This is a genomic window from Bradyrhizobium mercantei (assembly GCF_001982635.1).
GTDB classification, from domain to species: Bacteria; Pseudomonadota; Alphaproteobacteria; order Rhizobiales; family Xanthobacteraceae; genus Bradyrhizobium; species Bradyrhizobium mercantei.
The window spans coordinates 975,394-995,845 of sequence record NZ_MKFI01000002.1 but is presented as its reverse complement, the minus strand read 5'-3'; the positions used below and the strand labels follow the sequence as shown (position 1 = coordinate 995,845).

At 65.3% G+C, this 20,452-nt stretch carries 17 protein-coding genes; 9 read left to right on the top strand and 8 right to left on the bottom strand.

From position 1 onward, the window contains the following. The first annotated feature begins 29 nt into the window (after window positions 1–29). Together BI327_RS12240 and BI327_RS12235 are read left to right on the top strand one after the other, a co-directional pair. Window positions 30–1,004 carry an IclR family transcriptional regulator gene (locus BI327_RS12240; RefSeq protein ID WP_076860466.1) on the top strand — a complete coding sequence of 325 codons (975 nt, stop codon included), beginning with the start codon at window positions 30–32 and terminating at the stop codon, window positions 1,002–1,004. After that, window positions 934–2,493, top strand: coding sequence for an acyl-CoA carboxylase subunit beta (locus BI327_RS12235; protein WP_076860465.1), 1,560 nt, complete (start codon window positions 934–936; stop codon window positions 2,491–2,493). Before BI327_RS12240 ends, BI327_RS12235 begins: the two co-directional genes overlap by 71 nt. Window positions 2,494–2,609: 116 nt before the next feature. Here the strand turns inward: BI327_RS12235 and BI327_RS12230 are convergent, their stop codons facing one another. Beyond that, the gene (locus tag BI327_RS12230; protein WP_076860464.1) at window positions 2,610–3,773 is read right to left on the bottom strand and encodes a patatin-like phospholipase family protein; all 1,164 of its coding nucleotides are present in this window, start codon (window positions 3,771–3,773) and stop codon (window positions 2,610–2,612) included. A gap of 282 nt (window positions 3,774–4,055) precedes the next feature. Between BI327_RS12230 and BI327_RS12225 the strand changes: the two genes are divergently transcribed. From BI327_RS12225 to BI327_RS12215, 3 genes are all read left to right on the top strand, one after another. Next, entirely contained in the window at window positions 4,056–4,841 is a 786-nt protein-coding gene (locus BI327_RS12225; protein ID WP_076860463.1) for an acetoacetate decarboxylase, read from the top strand. Window positions 4,842–4,995: 154 nt separating this feature from the next. Continuing rightward, the gene (locus tag BI327_RS12220) at window positions 4,996–6,015 is read left to right on the top strand and encodes a transporter (RefSeq protein WP_076860462.1); all 1,020 of its coding nucleotides are present in this window, start codon (window positions 4,996–4,998) and stop codon (window positions 6,013–6,015) included. Between the two features lie 24 nt (window positions 6,016–6,039). Next, window positions 6,040–7,380: a carbohydrate porin gene (locus BI327_RS12215; protein ID WP_076860461.1), complete on the top strand. Its 1,341-nt coding sequence runs from the start codon at window positions 6,040–6,042 to the stop codon at window positions 7,378–7,380. Between the two features lie 28 nt (window positions 7,381–7,408). Here BI327_RS12215 and BI327_RS12210 read toward each other — a convergent pair whose 3' ends face one another. The 4 genes from BI327_RS12210 to BI327_RS42685 form a co-directional block, all read right to left on the bottom strand. After that, the gene (locus tag BI327_RS12210) at window positions 7,409–8,713 is read right to left on the bottom strand and encodes an MFS transporter (RefSeq protein WP_076860460.1); all 1,305 of its coding nucleotides are present in this window, start codon (window positions 8,711–8,713) and stop codon (window positions 7,409–7,411) included. A gap of 215 nt (window positions 8,714–8,928) precedes the next feature. Further along, entirely contained in the window at window positions 8,929–10,125 is a 1,197-nt protein-coding gene (locus BI327_RS12205; protein WP_076860459.1) for an acetyl-CoA C-acyltransferase, read from the bottom strand. 436 nt (window positions 10,126–10,561) lie between these two features. Further along, window positions 10,562–11,071, bottom strand: a complete 510-nt coding sequence (locus tag BI327_RS12200; RefSeq protein WP_076860458.1) for a ParB N-terminal domain-containing protein — start codon at window positions 11,069–11,071, stop codon at window positions 10,562–10,564. 109 nt (window positions 11,072–11,180) lie between these two features. Then, window positions 11,181–11,348, bottom strand: a complete 168-nt coding sequence (locus tag BI327_RS42685; protein ID WP_167386865.1) for a hypothetical protein — start codon at window positions 11,346–11,348, stop codon at window positions 11,181–11,183. 278 nt (window positions 11,349–11,626) lie between these two features. On the opposite strand from BI327_RS42685, the gene BI327_RS12195 reads away from it, so the two are divergent. After that, on the top strand, window positions 11,627–12,886 hold the full coding sequence (locus BI327_RS12195; RefSeq protein ID WP_076860457.1) for an MFS transporter: 1,260 nt from the start codon (window positions 11,627–11,629) through the stop codon (window positions 12,884–12,886). Between the two features lie 204 nt (window positions 12,887–13,090). Here the strand turns inward: BI327_RS12195 and BI327_RS12190 are convergent, their stop codons facing one another. After that, window positions 13,091–15,370, bottom strand: coding sequence for an FdhF/YdeP family oxidoreductase (locus BI327_RS12190; RefSeq protein ID WP_076860456.1), 2,280 nt, complete (start codon window positions 15,368–15,370; stop codon window positions 13,091–13,093). Between the two features lie 270 nt (window positions 15,371–15,640). Beyond that, a complete protein-coding gene (locus BI327_RS12185) occupies window positions 15,641–16,411 on the bottom strand; it encodes an enoyl-CoA hydratase (protein ID WP_076860455.1) in 771 nt (256 codons plus the stop codon). A 133-nt stretch (window positions 16,412–16,544) separates the two neighbouring features. On the opposite strand from BI327_RS12185, the gene BI327_RS12180 reads away from it, so the two are divergent. Together BI327_RS12180 and BI327_RS12175 are read left to right on the top strand one after the other, a co-directional pair. Next, window positions 16,545–17,096, top strand: a complete 552-nt coding sequence (locus tag BI327_RS12180; RefSeq protein WP_076860454.1) for a PaaI family thioesterase — start codon at window positions 16,545–16,547, stop codon at window positions 17,094–17,096. Window positions 17,097–17,156: 60 nt separating this feature from the next. Next, complete coding sequence (locus BI327_RS12175) at window positions 17,157–17,765, top strand: TetR/AcrR family transcriptional regulator (protein WP_076860453.1); 609 nt, start codon at window positions 17,157–17,159, stop codon at window positions 17,763–17,765. A 148-nt stretch (window positions 17,766–17,913) separates the two neighbouring features. Here the strand turns inward: BI327_RS12175 and BI327_RS12170 are convergent, their stop codons facing one another. Next, the gene (locus BI327_RS12170; RefSeq protein WP_076860452.1) at window positions 17,914–18,828 is read right to left on the bottom strand and encodes a LysR family transcriptional regulator; all 915 of its coding nucleotides are present in this window, start codon (window positions 18,826–18,828) and stop codon (window positions 17,914–17,916) included. A 120-nt stretch (window positions 18,829–18,948) separates the two neighbouring features. On the opposite strand from BI327_RS12170, the gene BI327_RS12165 reads away from it, so the two are divergent. After that, window positions 18,949–20,445, top strand: a complete 1,497-nt coding sequence (locus BI327_RS12165; RefSeq protein ID WP_076860451.1) for a CoA-acylating methylmalonate-semialdehyde dehydrogenase — start codon at window positions 18,949–18,951, stop codon at window positions 20,443–20,445. The last annotated feature ends 7 nt before the right edge of the window (window positions 20,446–20,452 follow it).

Genomic DNA, 20,452 nt, shown 5'->3' with positions numbered 1-20,452 from the left:
TTCCGCATGACGGAATGGAGCCAAAACAAATGGGACGGCGCTCGGAACGGCTTAGCAGGCAGGGAATGCTCGCCAGCGAGACAGGCGATGGCGATGTCATCCAGGTGGTGTCGCGCGCCTTCGATGTGTTGCGGTGCTTCGAGGGGCACGAGGCGCGGCTCGGCAATCTCGAAATCTCGAACCGCTGCGGTCTGCCGCGTTCGACGGTGTCGCGGCTGACGCACACGCTGACGCGGATGGGACAGCTCGTCTATCTGCCGCGCGACCAGAAATATCGGATCGGTCCGAGCGCGGTCGCGATGAGCACCACGATGATGAAGGGGTTGCAGCTGCGCAATCTGATCCGGCTGCGTTTGCAGGATGTCGCCGATCAGTTGCCCGGCACCGTCGGCTTCGTGATCCCCGACCGCTTTCATCTGGTCTATCTGGAGTTCGCCCGCGCCGCCAACGCGCTCGGCCTGCATGAGGCGACCGGCAGCCGCATCTCGATGGCGACCACCGCCGCCGGCCACGCCTACACGGCCGCGCTCGATCCTGCGATCGGCGACGCGCTGATCGCGGAGATGGAGGGCGAGTTGCCTGAAGGCGCCAAAATGCTGACGCCGCGCATCGAGGCCAACCGCCGTCATTTGCAGGAGCACGGCTACGTCGTCGCCTGCGGCCTGTGGAGCCCGCACATCAACGGCGTCGCGGTGCCGCTGTGGTCGCCGCAGTATCAGACCTATGTGGTCACCACGATCGGCCTGCTCTCGGCGATGTATGACGAGGCGAGGCTGCATCGCGAGGTCGCGCCGCAGATGGTCGAACTCGCCGCCGCGCTCGGCAGCCTGCTCGAAGGCGCCGACGGCGACATCTTCAGCAATCGGATCGAACGCAAATCGCTTCCGGTGACCACCCATAACAACAACAAAATCATCAAGACGGGAGTAGTGAATGAACTGGAAGCCGGAACTCGACGACCTCGCCCGGCGCGAAGCATTCGCGCGGGAGATGGGAGGCGTTGACAAGGTCAAGCGGCAACGCGACCAGGGCCGGCTCACGGTTCGTGAGCGCATCGACAAGCTCGTCGACCAGAACAGCTTCCACGAGGTCGGCGCCATCTCCGGCATCGCCGAATACGACGAGAGCAACGAACTCAAGCATCTGACACCTGCGAACTGCGTGTTCGGCCGCGCCAAGGTCGACGGCCGCACCGTGGTCGTGGTCGGCGACGACTTCACCGTGCGCGGCGGCTCGGCGGATGCATCGATTTCCGCCAAGCCGCTGATGGCGGAGGAGATGGCGCATGATTTCCGCCTGCCGATCGTGCGTGTGATCGAAGGCTCCGGCGGCGGCGGCTCGGTGAAGACCATCGAGACCAGGGGCGCGGCCAATCTGCCCGGCGGCGTCGGCGGCACGCGCTGGTACTGGTACACGACCGCCAATCTGGCGCGGGTGCCGGTGGTCGGCCTCGGCCTCGGCTCGGTCGCAGGCCTCGGTGCTGCGCGGCTGGCGGCCACGCATTACTCGGTCATGACCAAGAATTCGGCGATGTTCGTCGCCGGCCCGCCGGTGGTGAAGCGCCTCGGCCAGGATCTGACCAAGCAGGAGCTCGGCGGCGCGGACATCCAGACCCGCGCCGGCGCGATCGATCAGGCGGTCGAGACGGAGGAGGAGGCGTTCGACTACGCGCGGCGCTTCCTGTCCTATCTGCCAGCGTCGGTCTACGATCTGCCGCCGACCATTCCCTGCACCGATGATCCCGAGCGCGCCGAGGAGTCGCTGCTCAAGGCCGTGCCGCGCAACCGCCGGCAGGTCTACAAGATGCGGCCGATCATCGAGGCCGTCGTCGACAAGGGTTCGTTCTTCGAGGTCGCCGCCAATTTCGGCCGGCCTGTCATCACGGGACTGGCGCGGATCGAGGGCAGGGCGGTGCTGCTGCTCGCCAGCGACCCGTTCCACTATGGCGGCTCGTGGACCGCGGATGCGTGCCAGAAGGTGGTGCGCTGGGTCGACTTCGCCGAGACCTTCCATCTGCCGGTGGTCTATCTGATGGATTGCCCCGGCTTCATGATCGGGCTCGAGGCGGAGAAGTCGGCGACCATCCGCCACGGCGTACGGGCGATGGCGGCGGTCAACCAGAGCACGGTGCCGTGGTGCACGATCATCATCCGCAACGCCTTTGGCGTTGCCGGCGTGGTGCATCAGCCGGCCAACCGCTTCTCGATGCGCTATGCGTGGCCGTCGGCCTATTGGGGCTCGCTGCCGCTGGAGGGCGGCATCGAGGCGGCCTATCGCGCCGAGATCGATGCGGCCGAAGATCCCGCCGCCAAGCTGCGCGAGATCGAGGATCGCCTCAACAAGCTGCGCTCGCCGTTCCGCTCGGCCGAAAAATTCTGGGTCGAGGAGGTGATCGATCCGCGCAAGACGCGCTCGCTGCTCTGCGAGTTCGCGCGCCTGGCCGAGCCGATCCGCAAGGTCGGGCCGCCGAGCAACATGTCGACGCGGCCGTAGGGCTCCGCGAACCCAACGCGTCATGCGCGGGCTTGACCCGCGCATCCATCATTCTTCGAGAGATTCTTACGAAGCGGGATGGATTGCCGGGGCAAGCCCGGCAATGACAATCCGTCCTACTCCGCTTCCCGATGTACGTCGTGGATCACGATGCCCATGCCGTTCTCGGGCATCTTGATCCATTCGCGCCGCTTGAGCGAGCGCTTGGTGTCCTCGTGTCCGCTCGCCCAGTGCTCGCGCATCGAGGTGCCGGAGAACTCGTGGTCCTTGGCGTCGCCCTCGTAGGCCTTCTGCTGATAGATCAGCTGCAGCAGCGTGATCCCGGGCAGCCGGCTGTTCGCCTTCTTGAGCTGGCGCTCCTCGTCCGAGAGCTGGTCGTCGGGGATTTTTCCGAGCGCGTTGTGCAGGGCGGTGCGCAGATTGTAGGTCTTGCGGTAGACGTCGGTGTTGTAGCGGGTGCGCGACGAATACATGATGTCCTTGTGGCGGGCCATCACGTCCTGGATATCGCGCGGCAGCACGCCGCGCGCCGAGAACAGGTCGACCTGGAACACCAGCGAGTTGGCGTTGTCCTCCTGGTCGAGCAAATGCTGCAGCGGCGTATTTGAGACGATGCCGCCGTCCCAGAAATGATCGGTGCCGACCTTCACCATCGGCAGCGCCGGCGGCAGCGCGCCGCTCGCCATGATGTGCTCGGGGATGATCTCGTCATGGGCGTTGTCGAAATAGATGAAGTTGCCGGAGAGCACGTTCACCGCGCCGACCGCAAAGCGCATCTTCTTGGAGTTGATGCGGTCGAAATCGACCAGCTCGAGCAGCGATTCACGCAACGGCGTGGTGTCGTAATAGCTGGTGGCGGTGCGCGCGCCGGCCGGGCTCAGCCACGGATTGGTCTGATGCGGGGTGAAGAAGCCGGGTTGCCCGAGCGTCGTCGTCAGCCATGAGCTCGTGAGGTTGCGCGCCTTGCGGAAGATGTCGCCATCCGGCGTGTAGTGCCAGATCTTGCGGCTGGTGATGCGGTCCCAGAACGTGTGCAGCCGCTCCAGCCGCTTCTCCGGAGGATTGCCTGCGATGATCGCCGAGTTGATCGCGCCGATCGAGACGCCGCAGACCCAGTCGGGTTCGATGTTGGATTCGTGCAGCGCCTGATAGACGCCGGCCTGATAGGCACCGAGTGCGCCGCCGCCTTGCAGCACCAAAGCCACGCGATCGCATCCCGCGGGACGCCAGCCGGGCGTTGCATGCTCGATGTCGTCAAGATGAGGGGCTCGCGCGTCCATATCAAACACTCCAAAATTTTGCGGCGAGAATTCAGGCCGCCGATGACGCCGTGATGACAAGTGCGGCGCTCGCGCATGGCGCGTCCGGCATGCCTGCCTGCATGGTTAGCATTGGCCTCCGTCAGCGAAACGCAGGTTGCGCAAGCGCAACCGAGGTCACACAAGCGTGCCCGGTGTCACGCAAGCGCGCCCGAGGTCATGTTGCTGAAGGAAATCCCTCATATCGCTGTCAATCTCGGCCGCTAGCTTCCGCGCAAACTTTGCAAACAGGGGGTTATTGCGATGCGCAGGGAAGATCTGCTCAAGCTTCCATCCATGCCGGCCGCCGGCCCGAGCTATCCCGCCGGTCCGTATCGCTTCATCGATCGCGAATTCCTTGTCATCACCTATGAGACCGATCCGGAATTGATCCGCGCCGGCCTGCCTGAGCCGCTGGAGCCGATCGAGCAGGCGATCGTGCACTACGAATGGATCAAGATGCCGGACAGCTCCGGCTTCGGCAGCTACACCGAGTCCGGCCTGGTGATCCCCGCGCGCCTGCACGGCGAGGACGTCAACTTCGTCTGCCAGATGTATCTCGACGATGATCCGCCGATCGCGGCCGGCCGCGAGATCTGGGGCTTCCCGAAGAAGTACGCCCATCCGAAACTCGAGATCGTCAAGGACACGCTGACCGGCACGCTGGAATATGCCGGCCAGCTCGTCGCGATGGGCACCATGGGCTACAAGCACGAGAGCATGGCGGGCAATGGCGACGTCACCCGCGCCACGCTGTCGAAGACCCAGATCAATCTGAAGATGATCCCCGGTGTCGACGGCCATCTCGAGATCTGCCAGCTGGTCGCGATCAACCTGACCGACATCAACGTCAAGGGCTCCTGGATCGGACCCGGCCGGCTGCACCTGGTGCCGCATGTCAACGCGCCGGTCGCCGATTTCCCGGTCAAGCGCGTCGTCGGCGCGCATCACTACATCGCCGACCTGACGCTGCCGTTCGGCCGCGTCGTGCACGACTACAACAAGGAAACCGTGGAAGCGGCGGCGCCGACCGGCCTTGCGGCCGAGTAGGCTGTTGCTGACATAAAACTGTAACAGGCGCGTCATCTGATGTTGCGACGAAGGCGCGCCTGCTCGGCTTTGCGCGTGGGCGAGGCTTTGAAGATGTCATTTCGCGCGCTTGTTCTGGAAGTTGTCTTGCAAGAGATTGCCTTGGAGAGCGGTCATGCTCGCTGATCCTCCTCCTGCTCCCGTCGGCTCGCTGCTGAGCCGCGAGGCGGTCCCCGGCCTGGTCTGGGCGTTTCGCCTGCACCATGACGGCCGCGCCGAGCCGCTTCCGATCGATGCGCCGATCGAGCCGAGCCACGACGGAAGGTTGTGGCTGCACTTCAACCTGACCGACGTCCGCACCCGGGCGTGGCTCGCCAACATGCACATCCCGCAACTCGCGCGGGATTTGCTGCTGTCGAACGACAATTTCCAGCAGATCCACGTCGTCGACAATTGCGTCTACGGCGTGTTCTCCGATCTGGTGCGCGATGTCGAAGCCGCCACCCGCGAGACCGGCTTTCTCCGCTTTGCGATGACCGAGCGCCTGCTGGTCAGCGGCCGCCATCAGGCGCTGTGCTCGGCCGATGCGACGCGCCGCGTGCTCGAAGGCGGGCATCGCGTCGGCAGCGTCGCGGCGCTGCTGGAGAAGATCGTCGACGAGATCGCCGACACCATGGACCGCATGGCGGACAAGATCGGCACCGATATCGACGCGATCGAGGAGCGGGTGCTCGCCGAGGATACCGGATCGGAGCTGCGCAAGAATCTGAGCAAGATGCGCCGCACCTGCCTGCGCCTGCACCGCCAGCTCACCGGCTTGCGCGTGCTGTTTCACCGGCTCGAGCAGAAGAACACCGACAATCTCAGCCCGGCGCTGCGGCTGCAAGCCGGCAAGCTTGCGCAACGGCTCGACGGCCTCGACCACGACATCGTCGAACTGCACGAGCGCAGCCGCCTGCTGGAGGAGGAGCTGCGCTTCAAGCTCGAGGAGGAGAGCAACAAGCATCTCCACGCGTTGTCCGTCGTCACCATGATGCTGCTGCCGCCGACGCTGGTCACCGGCATCTTCGGCATGAACACCAAGGGATTGCCGCTGACCGATGTCGACAGTGGGTTTCTGGTCGCGGCGGGCCTGCTGATCGGATCGGCGCTGCTGGCCTATCTGCTGATGCGGCGGCTCGGCATCGTCAAATAGCGCGATCGCACCGCGGCACTCCCCATGGGCAGAGTTCTTTCCCGCGCGACATTGGTGGCCGCGGCCCTCGCGCTCGGCGCGCCGGCGCAGGCGGATGACAAGCCCGTCGCCGATCGGATCGCGGATGCGCGCGCCGCACTCGAGGATGCCGGCTACCAGTTCAGCGTCACCTATATCGGCGAGGGATTCGCCAACGTCTCCGGCGGCGTCAGCAATGGCGCGGCCTATACCGGCCGTCTCGATCTCGGCACCACGATCGACCTTGAGAAGGTAACGGGCTGGACCGGCGCGACCTTCCACGCCAACATGTACCAGATCCACGGCGACGGGCTGTCGCGGAGCTATGTCGGCAACCTGTTCCTGGTGTCCGGCGTCGAGTCACTGCCGGCGACGCGGCTCTACGAGTTCTGGATCGAGCAGAAGCTGCTCGGCGGCAAGCTCTCGGTGCGCGTCGGCCAGCAAGGCTCGGACGTCGAGTTCATCGACAGCCAGTACGACGACATCTTCATCAATTCGGCGCTGGGCTGGCCCGGCATTGTCGGCACCATTCTGCCGGCCGGCGGGCCGTCGCCGCCGCTTGCCGTGCCCGGCATCCGCTTCAAGGCCAATCTGTCCGACCGCATCACCGCCTATCTGGCGGTGTTCGACGGCTCGGCCTCGCCGCCGCAGGGCACCGACGATCCGCAGGTCCTGAACAGCCACGGGCTCAATTTCCGCGTCAACGATCCGCCGTGGTGGATCGGCCAGCTCAAATACAAGTTCGAGATCGGCGAGAGCAAGCTGCCGGCAACCATCACCGGCGGCGCCTGGTATCACATGGGCTCGTTCGCCGATCAGCGCTTCTCCGCCGACGGGCTGTCACTCGCCGATCCCAACAGCTCCGGCGACACTCGATGGCTGCGGCGGGACAACGGCATCTTCATGGTCTACGAGCAGCTGGTTGCGTGCGCCAAGCCGGATTCCGACAAGGGCGTTGCGTTCTTCGCGCGCGCCTCGGTGAGCCCGTCGGATCGCAATCTCATCAGCACTTATGTCGACGGAGGTTTTCTGTTCACCGGCTTCAGCGAGACGTATCCTGACGACCGGCTCGGGATCGCGGCGATTTATGCCAGGATCTCCGACGCCGCCCGCGCACTCGACCGCGACACCCAGATCTTCACCGGCACGCCGTATCCGATCCGCGACTATGAGGCGATCCTGGAGATCACCTACCAGCACGTCGTGAATGCCAACTTCACGATGCAGCCGATGTTTCAATACATCGCCCATCCGGGCGGCGGCGCCGTCGATCCCAACGATCCGACGCAGACGCATCGGATCAAGGACAGCCTGGTGTTCGGGATCCGCACGATACTCTCGTACTGACCGGCGCATCGCCGCGCGTGCCAGGGCCTCAAGCCGCCGCTGGCTTCGGCTCCGCCACCGGTTTCGGCTGCGGCCGAGTGATCGCCAGCGTGATCAGCGCCGCGAACACACAGAGCGCGCCGGCAATGAAGAACGCCGGCAGATAGCTCGAATATATCGTGCGCGACAGGCCGGCGCCGAATGCCGCGGCACCGGCGCCGAGCTGGTGGCCGGCGAAGATCCAGCCGAACACCAGATTGGCGCGCTCGGCGCCGAAGCGCTGCGCGGTGAGCCGCACCGTCGGCGGCACGGTCGCGATCCAGTCGAGCCCGTAGAACATCGCAAACAGCGACAGCCCGTAGAAGGTGAAATCGGAGTACGGCAAATACAGCAGCGAGAGGCCGCGCAGGCCGTAATACCAGAACAGCAGATAGCGGTTGTCGTACCGGTCGGACAGCCAGCCCGAAATGATGGTGCCGAAGAAGTCGAAGATGCCCATCGCGGCGAGCAGGCTCGCGGCCTGCACCTGCGGGATGCCGAAATCGAGGCACATCGGGATCAGGTGAACCTGGACCAGGCCGTTGGTCGAGGCGCCGCAGACGAAGAACGTCGCGAACAGGATCCAGAACACCGACGATTTCGAGGAGTCGCGCAGCGTGCCGAGCGCGACCGCCATGATCGGCGCGTTGGCCGGCGGCGGGGCGGGGAGCGGCGCGGTGCCTTCATCGCCGAACGGGCGCAGGCCGACGTCGCTCGGCCGGTCGCGCAGCAGCATCAGCACGGCAAAGGCGGCGATGCCGAGCAGGATGCAGACCAGCCCGAGCGCGGGGCGCCAGCCGTAGCGTTCGGTGATGGTCGCAAGCAGCGGCAGGAAGGCGAGCTGCCCGGTCGCGACACTCGCGGTGAGCATGCCGATCACGAGGCCGCGCCGCGCCACGAACCAGCGCGCCGCAATGGTCGCGCCGAGCACCAGCGCGGTCATACCGGTGCCGATCCCGATCACGACACCCCACAGCAGGATGAGTTGCCAGACCTGCGTCATCGCCAGCGAGGTGACGAGGCCGGAGACCACGATCAATTGCGCCGCCAGCGTCACGTTGCGCAGGCCGTAGCGGTTCATCAGCGCGGCGGCGAACGGCGCCATCAGTCCGAACAGGATGAAGCGGATCGACAGCGCCGAGGAGATCTCGGCGGTGGACCAGCCGAATTCCTTCTGCAAGGGCACGATGAAGACGCCGGGCGCGCCAACGGTGCCGGCGGAGATCAGCGCGGCCAGGAAAGTCACGGCGACCATCACCCAGCCGTAGTGGATGTTGCGGCGGGCGAGGGCGGAAGCAAGCCAGTTCGAGATCATTGGGTTCCGGATCAATGCAATGAGGTTCTATTCGTGATGCGCAATATGGCACGACGGCGCTATGTCTAAAATGGCGAAGTTCCCTCGTTTTCGGACATGGGCACGAACGGTCTCGCCGCGTCATTGCGAGCAAAGCGAAGCAATCCATCGATCCGCGCCTGCGGATGCATGGATTGCTTCGTCGCTATCGCTCCTCGCAATGACGGTGCGTTGAATCAGTGCGTCACCAGCTCCACCGCGATAGCGGTGGCTTCGCCGCCGCCGATGCACAGCGCAGCGACGCCGCGCTTCAGGTTCTGCGCCTCCAGCGCGTGCAGCAGCGTCACGATCAGCCGCGCGCCGGTGGCGCCGATCGGATGGCCGAGCGCGCAGGCGCCGCCATTGATGTTGAGCCGGTCACGGGGAATGCCGAGGTCGCGCTGCGCCGCCATCGCGACCACCGCGAACGCCTCGTTGATCTCGAACAGGTCGACATCGCCGACGCTCCAGCCGACCTTGTCGAGCAACTTCCTGATCGCCGGGATCGGCGCCGTCGTGAACCATTGCGGCTCCTGGCTGTGGGTGGCGTGGCCCTTGATCTCGGCCAGCACAGGCAGCCCGTCGCGATCGGCGAGCGAGCGCCTCGCCAGGATCAGCGCAGCGGCGCCGTCGGCATTGGCCGAGGAGGCGGCCGGCGTGATGGTGCCATTGGCGCGGAACGCCGGTTTCAGGCCGGGGATCTTTGCGGGATCGACCTTCAGCGGGTGCTCGTCATTGGCGATGATGCGCGGACCGGCCTTCTCGGCCAGCGTGATCGGCGCGATCTCGGCCTTGAAGGCGCCGCTCTCCACCGCCTTGCGGGCGCGGCTCAGCGTCTCCATCGCGAAAGCGTCCTGGTCGGCGCGGGTGAATTGATAGGCCTCCGCGGTCGCCTCGCCGAAATCGCCCATCGAGCGGCCGGTCTCATAGGCGTCCTCGAGCCCGTCCATCATCATGTGGTCGATGATGCGGTCGTGGCCGGCGCGATAGCCGCCGCGCGCTTTCTGCAACAGGTACGGCGCATTGCTCATGCTCTCCATGCCGCCGGACAGCACGATCTCGGCCGAGCCGGCCTTGATGATGTCATGGGCGAGCATGGTCGCCTTCATGCCGGAGCCGCAGACCTTGTTGACGGTGGTGGCACCGGTGGCGTCGGGCAACTTGGCGCCGCGCGCGGCCTGGCGGGCCGGGGCCTGGCCCTGGCCGGCCGGCAGCACGTTGCCCATGAACACCTCGTCGATGCGCTCGGGCGCCAGCTTGGCGCGTTCCAGCGCCGCGCCGATCACATGCGAGCCGAGCTTGTGCGCCGCGAGCGGCGTGAGCTCGCCCATGAAACGGCCGAGCGGGGTGCGGGCGGCGGAGAGGATGACGACGGGATCGGCGCTGGATGCCATGGCAGGATTCCCTTCAATGCCGGGGATTTGATTGCATTATATGCATCATATGATGCAGCGCAAAAAATGCAACTGCGTGTTCCATGACAAAATGTCGTGTTCGCATGAGTTGCGGAGGCCGGGATGGTTCCGCAATCACTACTGTCGTCCTGGCGAAAGCCAGGACCTATTACCCCAAATGCGAATTGTTGTGCGACGGCGGGGCAACGATCCTTCCGACAACCAAGGCCGGTGGTTATGGGTCCCTGCTTTCGCAGGGACGACACCGAATGTGTTGCACGCGCTGTGAGAGGTTAACAGCCTTTACCGCATGTATTGCTTCCAGCCAGAATACATCGAGACGATGATGAAGGGCGCGCTGCGGCGGGCTGGGCTGCCTGAATGAGCGCAGGGGCGCCTAGACGCAGCAGCGCATGGCCGGCGCACGGGCCGGCCATCAATAGCGGCCACCATCGCGCTTTTGCTGGGTGAGCCATTCCGAAAGGGTTTTGGTTTTCGGCGCTGGATCGCCCGACGATCCTTGTCTGATACTCTTGCCGGAACGCATTGACCGAGGCTCGGCCGATGTTCCCATGGTTGCAGCCACGGATGCGGTCGATCTATCCGCAGCTTCCCTTTCGAGGCGCAGCTTTTTCAATCGCGCCATCTTGTCCCGCTCTGCCTCGGTTTCAGCTGTGTCTGATAGCAGAGCCTTGTGGTGAGCAGCCTCCGCCGAACCCAACACTCCGATAATCGTGGTCTCGCCCAGCGCCTTGCAGGCCTCGAGCCGATGCAGTCCCTCGAGCAAGACGAGCCGGCTCTCATCTGGTCGAACCAGAATCGGGACTTGTTGTCCAATTTCCAGAATGCTGGCCGCGATCTCTTGAACGACCTCGAGCCTAAGGGTCTTCCGCTTCTTCAAGGGAACGTAGATCTGGTCGATTGGAAGGCTTTCCGGGCCAGGCACGCTGTCACTTCTCCTCAGGGGCGATCCAAAACATGTTCAAGGATGCAGCGCTACGCCGTGGCTGGCACCTTGTAAATCGGAGCGGGGCTCAAGCGCTCGACTTCATGCCCTAATCAGACCGCCAGGCGCCGAGCAGGAACCGCCGCTTCGGTGCGGAGCCGGCCTGTTTCTGCACATCGGGCAGATCGACGGCATAGCGCTTCATCACGAGCTTGATTGCGATCCCGATGATCACAAAGGGCGTCACGTAGATCGCGAAAACTTCGAAGGCTGTCATGGGGTCCTCCGCGGTCTCGAAAGGGCATTGTAGCACAATCGTCTGGTGGGGCGGAGGGGCCGATCCGGGGGGCGCGCCGGGCGCATCCGAGCGGGCAGTGCAGCACGTGCCGCCGATGTCATCGCGCATGGCCGCATGCGGCGGCTTCGATTGACACGTCCTGCCTCGGCGCTACGCTGCCGGAACGGAACGTTTTCCCAAGAGAATCAACATCCGAAGCCAAGACCCAGAAGAACCAAGAAAAGGGCAGGACACGCCGTGACACGCGTCATCGCGTCGTGAGCGGGACCACGCGGACCTCCGCGCTCGCACCGTTTCGCATCCGCAGCTATCGCTTCCAGTGGCCGTCCGATCTGCTCACCTCCTGGGCGTTCGAGGTCGAGACGCTGGTGCTCGGCTGGTACATCATGGTCGAGACCGGCTCGGTGCTGCTGCTGACCGTGCTCGCCTCGCTGCAATATGTCGGCACGCTGGTCGCGCCTGTGGTCGGCATGATCGGCGACCGGATGGGGCATCGCGATCTGCTGGCCGTGATGCGCTTTGCCTATACGGCGCTGGCCGGGACCATCATGACGCTGGCGACGACCGGCCACCTTGCGCCGTTGAACGTCATGATCATCGTCGCGATCATGGGGCTGATCCGGCCGTCAGATCTCGGCGTGCGCGGCGCGCTGCTCGCCGACATCATGCCGCCGGAGCAGCTGGTCGGCGCCATCAGCCTGGCGCGCACCACGCAGGACTCGGCGCGGATCGCGGGGGCGCTGACCGGGGCGGGATTGTTTGCGGCGCTCGGCATCGGCTATGTCTATGTCGGAATCGCCAGCTTCTATTTCATCGCCGCCATCCTGATGCTCTGCATGAGCCGGCCGAAATCGCACGGCGTCGCCGATCAGTCTGATATCGACCTGCCGGGTTCAAAGCTGCTGCGCGATCTCAAGGAGGGCATCGTCTATGCCTGGAGCGGCCCCGGCATGCGCGCCGCGCTCTGCGTCGCGTTCCTCGCCAATCTCACCGCGTTTCCGCTCACCAACGGGCTATTGCCCTACGTCGCGCGCGACATCTTCCACACCGACCAGACCGGGCTCGGCTATCTCTCCGCGAGCTTTGCTGTGGGATCGCTGATCGGCTCGATCACGCTCAGCATGGCCGGCGGCGTGCGCATCGCGCGGCTCCTGATCGGCGCGACGCTCGCCTGGTACGCGATGCTTTTGGTGTTCGTCGAACTCCGGACCATGCCGGTGGCGATGGCCTGCCTGGTGCTGGCCGGCATCGCGCAGAGCATGTCGATGATCTCGGCCGCGGTGATGCTGATGCGCAATGCCAGCGCGCATCTGCGCGGCCGCGTGATGGGCGTCCGCATGATGGTGATCTACGGCCTGCCGCTCGGCCTGCTCGCCGCCGGCAGCCTGATCGACCTGATCGGCTACACCGCGACCGGCACACTGCTCGCCGCCGCCGGCTTCATCGCCATGCTCGCGATCGCGCTGCACTGGCGCGCCGATCTCTGGCCGGTGCATGCGCCGGCCAATGCAAGGTGATGTCCGCGTAGCCCGGATGAGCGAAGCGATATCCGGGGTGAACGGTCCCGCATGTCGCTGCGCTCATGCGGGCTACAAGCTCTGTCGTTACGGCGACTTGCGGGCCCGGATGAAGCGCGTAGCCGGGATGAGCGAAGCGATATCCTGGGATAGGCATATCCCGCATATCGCTGTGCTCATGCGGGCTACGAACCGAAAGCCAAATCACGCCGCCTGCGCAGCGCGGCGAATGTGCACCGGCACCGATTTGTACGACGGCGTGCCGCTTTCCTTGTCCTGGTAGTCGAGCGGCACCAGGCCGTTGGCTTCGGGATAATAGGCAGCGACCGAGCCGCGGGCGATGTCGTAGACGATTGCGGTGAGGGTCAGACGGCGCGGCTCGCCGGAGGGCAGCGCGGTCTCGATCTCGACGAGATCGCCATGGGCGAGGCCGCGTGCGGTCAAGTCCGCCTCGTTGGCGAACAGCACGTCGCGCCGGCCGAACACGCCGCGATAGCGGTCGTTCAAGCCGTAGATCGTGGTGTTGTACTGGTCGTGGCTGCGGATGGTGGTGAGCTTGAGGACGGACTTGTCCGACAGCACCGGGTCTTCTTCGAGGCCGTCGAAGATCAGGAATTCGGCCTTGCCGGATGCGGTGGTCCATTTGCGCTCGGTCGGCGGCAGCGGCAGGCGGAAGCCGCCGGGAATCCGGATCCGCGCGTTGTAATCCTTGAACTCCGGGAAGACGCCCTCGATGGCGTCGCGGATGCGGTCGTAATCGGCGACCAGCTCGGCCCACGGCACCTTGCTCGAAGGCAGCGTCGCCATCGCCACGCCGGCAATGATCGCCGATTCCGACAGCAGAAATTCGGAGGCCGGATTGAGCTTGCCGCGCGAGGCATGCACCATCGACATCGAATCCTCGACGGTGATGACCTGCGGGCCGGAAGCCTGGATGTCGCGCTCGGTGCGCCCCAGCACCGGCAGGATGATCGACTGCTTGCCGATCAAGAGATGCGAGCGGTTGAGCTTGGTGCCGAGATGGACGGCAAGCTCGAGCTTGCGCATCGCGGCCGCGCAGCGTTCGGGGTCGGGCAGGGCGATGGCAAAATTGCCGCCGAGGCAGACCAGCACCTTGGACCTTCCGTCGTCGATCGCCTCCATCGCGGCGACCGCGTCGTGGCCGTGATGGCGCGGCGGCTTGAAGCCGAAGGTGCGCTCGATGCCCTCGAACATCGGGATGTTGGGCTTCTCGGTGATGCCGACGGTGCGGTTGCCCTGCACGTTGGAGTGACCGCGCAGCGGGCAGATGCCGGCGCCGGGCTTGCCGTAATTGCCCTTCAACAGCAGCAGGTTTGCGATCTGCTGGACGTTGTCGGTGCCGCGCATGTGCTGGGTGATGCCCATGCCGTAAGTGACGATAGTGGCGTTGGATTTCGCGTAGGCTGTTGCGACCTCGCCGAGCTGGGCGCGGCTGAAGCCGGACACCGCCTCGATCTGTTCCCACGGCGTCGCGCGCAGATCGGCCGCGAACGCATCAAAGCCGTTGGTGTGTTCGGCGATGAAGGCGTGATCGAGCACGTCGTGGCTCGCGTCGTCCTTCTCGATCAGCGCCTTCATGACGCCCTTCAGCACTGCGGCGTCGGCGCCGACCTTGGGCTGATAATAGGTCGAGGCGATCCGGGTCGAACCCAGCGTCGCCATCTCGATCGGATCCTGCGGATCGGCAAAGCGCTCCAGCGCGCGCTCGCGCAAGGGATTGAACACGATGATCGGCACGCCGCGGCGCGACACCTCCCACAGCGTGCCCATCATGCGCGGATGATTGGTGCCGGGGTTGTGGCCCATCGCGATGATCAGCTCGCAGTGATCGAAATCGTCCAGCGACACCGTGCCCTTGCCGATGCCGATCGACTGCGGCAGCCCGACGCTGGTGGCCTCGTGGCACATGTTCGAGCAGTCGGGGAAATTGTTGCTGCCGTATTCGCGCGCGAAGATCTGGAACAGGAAGGCGGCCTCGTTGGAGGCGCGGCCGGAGGTGTAGAACTCGGCCATGTTGGGATCCGGTAGCGCACGCAACGTCGCGCCGATCCGCGCGAAGGCGTCATCCCAGGTGATCGGCCGGTAGGTGTCGCTCGCGGAATCATAGGCGAGGGGCTCGGTCAGGCGGCCCTCGTTCTCGAGATGGAAATCGGTCCAGCCGAGCAATTCGGTGACGGTGTGGGCGGCGAAGAATTCGCCCGTGACGCGCTTGCTGGTCGCCTCCCAGGTCACGGCCTTGGCGCCGTTCTCGCAGAACTGGAAGGTGGAGGTGTGCTCCTTGTCGGGCCAGGCGCAGCCTGGGCAGTCGAAGCCGTCGGGCTTGTTGGTCCGCAGCAGCGTGATCGGCGCCTCGACCAGATCCATCTGGGTGCGAACCGCCTCAGCGGTGGCCTTGAGGGCGCCCCAGCCGCCGGCCGGAGCATCATAGGGGCGGATACCGGGAACGTCGCGCTTTTGGACCATATGTCCTCCTGCAGCCTGTGAGTGGTGACCCCGTGCGTACTTCCCGAAATGGATTGTTGGTTCTATCGCAGGCAGCGGGCTTCGATCGACGTTCTCGATCGGAACCGCTCGCTGGCGATGGAGGTTAGACTAGTTGGTTGGGCCCTGCGGTCAACAGTCCGTCAAATGCGTAGCCTGGAGGGATCTCGTAGCCCGGATGAGCGAAGCGACATCCGGGACCGCCGATCCCGCATATCGCTTCGCTCATGCGGGCTACAAGATCTCAGGCGTCTACCGCTTCCGATCCAGAAACCCCTGCAGCAGCCGCTGCGGCTCGCCGGTCTGGAACGATTTTCCGAACACGCCGACGCTGAGGTTGACCGACTCGGTCAGCGGCAGCTCCTCCCATTGCCGCAGCAAATCCTTCTGGATGCGCAGCGCTTCGGGGCCGCATTCCAGCAGCGCCTTCACGGTGTGCTCGACGGCGTCGTCGAGGCCGCCGGGCTTTGCCACGGTGTCGACCAGGCCCCAGGCGAGGGCGGTCGGGGCGTCGATGTTCTCCGCGGTCATCATCAGCCAGCGGGCGCGGCCCCAGCCGATCAGGCGGGGCAGCAGCGCCGCATGAATCACCGAAGGGATGCCGACGCGAACCTCCGGCATGCCGAACATCGCATCATGCGCGGCGACGCGGACGTCGCAGGCGGCTGCGACCTCGAGGCCGCCGCCGAGGCACCAGCCGGGCAGGCGGGCAATCACGGGAGCGGGGAATTTGCGCACGGCCTCGCAGAGATCGCGCAGGCGGCTGATGAAGGCTTCGGCTGATTTCGGGTCGAGCGTCGCCATCTCCTTGATGTCGGCGCCGCCGATCATGCTGCGTTCGCTTTCGCCGGCCAGGATCACCGCGCGGATGGTGCGGTCGGCGGCCAGATGCTCAAAGCCCTCGCGCACGCCGTTGGTGACGGCCGAGCTGACGATGTTCAGCTTGCCGGCGTTGCAGATCGTGAGGCGGACGACGCCTCTGGAGTCGCGGTCGATGCCGCAGTGGGGATTGAGCATGTCCATGGAGAACGTCCCGGCGCAGGAATTGATCGCGCCATGTCCCGGACAAACCCGGTCCCTGTCAAGCATGGGCGCAACGGTTGCGCCGGCGGAGGCGGATATATAGAATTATATGCATCATATAAATGGAGCCGTCATGACCGCCGCCGAGACATCAGATCTACATTCGCCCGAGCTGACGCGCACGCGCGTGGTGGAATGGCAGGCGCCCGGGCCGGTGGCGATGGCGGCGATGGGGATGACCGGCATCGAGGCGATGCGCGCGATCCGCGACGGGAGGCTGCCGCCGCCGCCGATGGCCAGGCTGATCGGCTTCCGCATGGCCGTGGTCGACGAGGGGCGGATCGTGATGGAACTCGAGCCGCATGAGAGCCTGGAGAACACGATCGGCCTGCTGCACGGCGCGACCGCCGCGGCGCTGCTCGATACTGCGATGGGCTGCGCGATCTCGACCGAACTGCCGGCGGGGCAGGCCTCCGTCACCCTTGACCTCAAGCTGACCTATCTGCGCCCGCTGTCGGCGCGCTCAGGAACCATCTCGGCCGAGGGCCGGGTGATCAAGCGCGGCCGCCAGACCAGCTACACCGAGGGCTTCGTCCGCGACGGACGGGGCAATCTTGCGGTGCACGCGACCGCGACATTTTCGATGCTCGGCGGGGAACCCCAAGGGGTGAACAAGGCGAAATAACTGCAGCATCCCGGGCGCAAATCTGCTATTATATGATTAGAAACATTCCATGAGATCGGCATGCGCTATTCGAAAGAACACAAGCAGGAGACCCACGCGCGGATCGTGAAGAGGGCCGCGACGCGGCTGCGCGAGAAGGGCGCCCATGGCATCGGCGTCGCCGACCTGATGAAGGATGCCGGCCTGACCCATGGCGGCTTCTACGCCCATTTCGACTCGCGCGAGGCGCTGGTGATCGAGGCCTTCAACTACGCCATGGACCGCGCCAACGAGCGCTGGCGCAAGGTGACGGCCGAGGTGGCGCCGGAGAAGCGGCTCTCGACCATCGTCGACGGCTACCTGTCGGCGACCCATCGCGACGATCCCGGTCAGGGCTGCGCGGTGCCGGCGCTCGGCGCCGAGATCGCCCGCGAAAGCCTGAAGACCCGCAAGGCCTTCGCGCTCAAGCTCGACCAGATGATCGACATGATCACCGACCAGATCCAGGACGTGCCGCGCAAGACCGCGCGCAAGCAGGCGATGGCGACGCTGGCGACCATGATGGGCACCATCGTGATGTCGCGGATCGCCGGCAATGGCGAAATGTCCGACGAGATCCTGGCCGCAGGCCGCGAGGCGGCGCTGGGCCGCGCGACGGCGAAGGCGCCGGCGAAGAAGAAGGTGAATTAAGGGCAGGGTCCTTCCCCATCGTCGTCCCGGCGCAGGCCGGGACCCATTACCCCTAGTGTCGGTTGCTTAACCTCGCTGGGGCCACGATCCCTTCAACAACACAGCCCTGTGGTTATGGGTCCCGGCGTTCGCCGGGACGATGGAAAGATTAGGGCCCGCCAAACAGCGCGCGCTCGGCTTCGACCGTCTCGTAGATGTAATCCGCCACCGCGCGGATGCGGGCGAGGTCCTTGCTGTCGGCGTGCATCAAAAGCCAGAAGGTGCGCGAGATCCGCACCTCGTCGCGCAGCACCGGCTGCAACTCGGGGTGGGCGCTCGCCATGAAGTGCGGCAGCACGGCGATGCCGAAGCCGGCGATGGTGGCGTTGAGCTGCGCGATCAGGTTGGCGCTGCGGAATTTGGCCGAGATCTTCGGCGAGACCTGCGGCAGATAGTCCAGCTCCGGCGTGAACAGCAGCTCCTCGATGTAGCCGACGAAGCGATGCCGCGGCAGGTCGGCCCGCGCCGCGATGGCAGGCGCCTGCGCGAGATAGGCGGGTGCGGCATAAAGCCCGAGCGTGTAGTCCAGCAGTTTGCGGCCGACGATGCGGCCTTCCTTCGGCATGGTCAGGCTGATCGCGATGTCGGCCTCGCGCTTGGAGAGCGAGAACAGCCGCGCGGTGGCGACGAGCTGCAGATCGAGATCGGGATACCGCTCGGTGAACTTGACCAGCCGCGAGGCCAGAAAGTGACTGCCGAAGCCGTCGGGCGCGCCGATCCGCACCGTGCCGGTGAGATGCGCGCGCGACCCGCCGACCGCCTCCTGGTTGGCCACGATGGTGGATTCCATCGCCTCCGCGCTATCGGCGACGCGCTGGCCGGCCTCGGTCAGCAGATAGCCGGTCTTGCGCCGATCAAACAGTTTTGCGGAGAGGTGGCGCTCCAGCCGGTCGACACGGCGGATCACTGTGGCATGATCGACGCCGAGCTGCTTGGCGGCAGCCGAAACCGACCCGCCGCGCACGATGGCAAGCACGAAGCGGAAGTCGTCCCAGTCGATTGTGCCGCCGCCTTGATCCAGCATTTCCGCACATCTATGGTGCAATTTATCGGACTTGAATCCTATAAAATGCAGGGTCAATAGGGTTTGTAAAGTGATCCCGCCGGCCGGCTGGCGATTCAGGTCCTTCAGGGAGGTTTATCCATGCGCTCGATCGGACATTTCATCGGTGGCAAGGAGGTCAAGGGCACCTCGGGCCGTACCGCAGACGTTTTCGAACCGATGACCGGCGACGTCCAGGCCAAGGTGGCGCTGGCCTCGAAGGCCGAAGTCCGCGCCGCGGTCGAGAACGCCAGGGCCGCGCAGCCGGAATGGGCCGCCACCAACCCGCAGCGCCGCGCCCGCGTCATGATGAAGTTCGTCGAGCTGGTGCAGCGCGACTACGACAAGCTCGCCGAGCTTCTGGCGCGTGAGCACGGCAAGACGGTTCCCGACGCCAAGGGCGACATCCAGCGCGGCCTCGAAGTCGCCGAGTTCGCCTGCGGCATCCCGCATCTTATGAAGGGCGAGTACACCGAGGGCGCCGGCCCCGGCATCGACATCTATTCGATGCGCCAGCCGCTCGGCGTCGTTGCCGGCATCACCCCGTTCAATTTCCCGGCGATGATCCCGATGTGGAAGTTCGCGCCCGCGATCGCCTGCGGCAATGCTTTCATCCTCAAGCCCTCGGAGCGCGATCCCGGTGTGCCGATGAAGCTCGCCGAGCTGATGATCGAGGCAGGCCTGCCGGCCGGCATCCTCAACGTCGTCAACGGCGACAAGGAGGCGGTCGACGCCATCCTCGACGATCCCGACGTCAAGGCGATCGGCTTCGTCGGCTCGACGCCCATTGCCCAGTATATCTATGAGCGCGCCGCGCAGACCGGCAAGCGCTGCCAGTGCTTCGGCGGCGCCAAGAACCACGCCATCATCATGCCGGACGCCGATATGGACCAGGCGGTCGATGCGCTGATCGGCGCCGGCTACGGCTCGGCCGGCGAGCGCTGCATGGCGGTGTCGGTCGCGGTTCCCGTCGGCAAGACCACCGCCGACCGTCTGATGGACAAGCTGATCCCGCGCGTCGAGTCGCTCAAGATCGGCACCTCGGTCGATCCGTCGGCCGATTACGGTCCGCTGGTGACCCGCGAGGCGGTCGAGAAGGTCAAGAGCTACATCGACATCGGCGTCAAGGAAGGCGCGACGCTCGCCGTCGACGGCCGCGGCTTCAAGATGCAGGGCTACGAGAACGGTTTCTATCTCGGCGGTTCGCTGTTCGACAACGTCACCAAGGACATGCGGATCTACAAGGAAGAGATCTTCGGCCCGGTGCTCTCGGTGGTGCGCGCCAAGGACTATCACGAGGCGCTGGCGCTGCCGTCCGACCATGATTACGGCAACGGCGTTGCGATCTTCACCCGCGACGGCGACGCCGCGCGCGACTTCGCGGCCAAGGTCAATGTCGGCATGGTTGGCGTCAACGTGCCGATCCCGGTGCCGATTGCTTACTACACCTTCGGCGGCTGGAAGAAGTCGGGCTTCGGCGATCTCAACCAGCACGGTCCGGACGCGGTTCGCTTCTACACCAAGACCAAGACGGTGACCTCGCGTTGGCCGTCCGGCGTCAAGGACGGCGCGGAGTTCTCGATCCCGACGATGAAGTAAGTCCGTT

Excerpts from the sequence above, each read along its gene's own strand:
- BI327_RS12240 (WP_076860466.1), top strand. The coding sequence starts at position 30 with ATGGGACGGCGCTCGGAACGGCTTAGCAGGCAGGGAATGCTCGCCAGC.
- BI327_RS12235 (WP_076860465.1), top strand. The coding sequence starts at position 934 with ATGAACTGGAAGCCGGAACTCGACGACCTCGCCCGGCGCGAAGCATTC.
- BI327_RS12230 (WP_076860464.1), bottom strand. The coding sequence starts at position 3,773 with ATGGACGCGCGAGCCCCTCATCTTGACGACATCGAGCATGCAACGCCC.
- BI327_RS12225 (WP_076860463.1), top strand. The coding sequence starts at position 4,056 with ATGCGCAGGGAAGATCTGCTCAAGCTTCCATCCATGCCGGCCGCCGGC.
- BI327_RS12220 (WP_076860462.1), top strand. The coding sequence starts at position 4,996 with ATGCTCGCTGATCCTCCTCCTGCTCCCGTCGGCTCGCTGCTGAGCCGC.
- BI327_RS12215 (WP_076860461.1), top strand. The coding sequence starts at position 6,040 with ATGGGCAGAGTTCTTTCCCGCGCGACATTGGTGGCCGCGGCCCTCGCG.
- BI327_RS12210 (WP_076860460.1), bottom strand. The coding sequence starts at position 8,713 with ATGATCTCGAACTGGCTTGCTTCCGCCCTCGCCCGCCGCAACATCCAC.
- BI327_RS12205 (WP_076860459.1), bottom strand. The coding sequence starts at position 10,125 with ATGGCATCCAGCGCCGATCCCGTCGTCATCCTCTCCGCCGCCCGCACC.
- BI327_RS42685 (WP_167386865.1), bottom strand. The coding sequence starts at position 11,348 with ATGACAGCCTTCGAAGTTTTCGCGATCTACGTGACGCCCTTTGTGATC.
- BI327_RS12190 (WP_076860456.1), bottom strand. The coding sequence starts at position 15,370 with ATGGTCCAAAAGCGCGACGTTCCCGGTATCCGCCCCTATGATGCTCCG.
- BI327_RS12185 (WP_076860455.1), bottom strand. The coding sequence starts at position 16,411 with ATGGACATGCTCAATCCCCACTGCGGCATCGACCGCGACTCCAGAGGC.
- BI327_RS12180 (WP_076860454.1), top strand. The coding sequence starts at position 16,545 with ATGACCGCCGCCGAGACATCAGATCTACATTCGCCCGAGCTGACGCGC.
- BI327_RS12175 (WP_076860453.1), top strand. The coding sequence starts at position 17,157 with ATGCGCTATTCGAAAGAACACAAGCAGGAGACCCACGCGCGGATCGTG.
- BI327_RS12170 (WP_076860452.1), bottom strand. The coding sequence starts at position 18,828 with ATGCTGGATCAAGGCGGCGGCACAATCGACTGGGACGACTTCCGCTTC.
- BI327_RS12165 (WP_076860451.1), top strand. The coding sequence starts at position 18,949 with ATGCGCTCGATCGGACATTTCATCGGTGGCAAGGAGGTCAAGGGCACC.